This window comes from Streptomyces sp. NTH33 (assembly GCF_003236365.1).
In the GTDB taxonomy this organism is placed as follows: Bacteria; Actinomycetota; Actinomycetes; order Streptomycetales; family Streptomycetaceae; genus Streptomyces.
The window spans coordinates 1-1,384 of the sequence record NZ_POTZ01000886.1; the positions used below are offsets into that span (position 1 = coordinate 1).

The following is a 1,384-nucleotide window of genomic DNA, read 5'->3' on the forward strand; positions in this document are numbered from 1 at the left end:
GTGATCAACGGCTTAGACACCTTGATCATCCGGAGCCGCGTCCTGTTTCACCAAACCGGCGAAGGCGACAACCCGCCCACTACATCGCAACTATGACGTCTCGCCACCCGAGAACGCTCGCGCCCTGGCGACTACGTCTACGTGTGGGCCGACGGTGTCCATCCCAAGGTCCGCCTCGGCCAGGCCCACTCCTGCGTCCTGATCCTGATGGGCGTGCGCCTGGACGGCAGCAAGGAGCTGATCGCGCTCGCCGAGGGCCTGCGGGAGTCGACGGAGTCGTGGGCCGACCTGCTGCGGGACTGCCGCCGGCGCGGGATGCGCGACCCCGAGCTGGTCGTCGGCGACGGCGCGATGGGCCTGTGGCGGGCCCTTGCCGAGGTGTTTCCGCAGGCCAGACACCAAAGCTGCTGGGTTCACAAAACCCGCAACGTGACCAACGCCCTGCCGAAGTCCGCCCAGCCCGGCGCGAAGAGGGCACTTCAGGAGATCTACAACGCCGAGGACCGCGACCACGCCCTGAAGGCGATCAAGGACTTCGAGCGCACCTACGGCGCGAAATGACCCAAGGCCGCCAAGAAGGTCACCGATGACGTCGACGAACTCCTCGCCTTCTACGGCTTCCCCGCCGAACACCGGGTCCACCTGCGCACGACCAACCCGATCGAGTCGACCTTCAGCACGGTGAAACTCCGGACCAAGGTCACCCGTGGCGCAGGCAGTGCGGCCGCCGCCCTGGCCATGGTGTTCAAGCTCGTCGAGTCCGCTCAAACCCGCTGGCGGGCGATCACCGGGGCCCACCTGGTCGCACTGGTCCGCTCCGGCGCCAGGTTCGAGAACGGCATCCTGGTCGAGCGGCAGGAGCAGGCCGCGTGAACCACCACAACGCTCCGCAGGAGGAGCCCGCCGAGCACCTCCGCTTCGCGGCCTGCCTGAGCAGGCTGGAGCAGGTGACCGACGCCGACGAGGCCGGCCTGGTCGGCGAAGTCCTCACCGATCCGGACCAGACGATGGCGCAGTCCGCCGTCCTGCGGCACCTGGACCGCCGGGCCGCCGACCTCCGTCACGGACCCGCCTACGAACCGTGGACCGAGTCGATGACCCAGGCCACCATCCGCTACCCGCTCCTGGCCCGACGGCTTCGGGAGTGGTCCCTCCTCCGCGCCATCACGCTGGGGCGGCTCTGGCACCAGGACGCCTTGCTCGAGTCATCCGACTGGCTCCAGCGCAAAGCGGCCGCTGCGTCGAACACCGACGCCCTTGTCGGCGTACGGGCTCTGGTGCAGAGGTGCGTACGGGTTGATCTGCAGAGGTGCTCCGGCGTGTCTGGCCGGGGGCTGGGCCGGTGGGAGGAGCCTGTCGCTGACGTTGTGCGGCGATGAGGGAG

1 protein-coding gene and 1 pseudogene are annotated in these 1,384 nt (G+C 68.8%); both read left to right on the forward strand.

Annotated elements, in window-relative coordinates; genetic code table 11:
• Positions 1–111 precede the first annotated feature (111 nt).
• Positions 112–873, forward strand: a pseudogene (locus C1I97_RS37260) (IS256 family transposase); the annotation flags it as partial.
• Positions 870–1,379, forward strand: coding sequence for a hypothetical protein (locus C1I97_RS37265; protein WP_111007286.1), 510 nt, complete (start codon positions 870–872; stop codon positions 1,377–1,379). The pseudogene C1I97_RS37260 and the gene C1I97_RS37265, both read left to right, overlap by 4 nt.
• Positions 1,380–1,384: the final 5 nt, after the last annotated feature.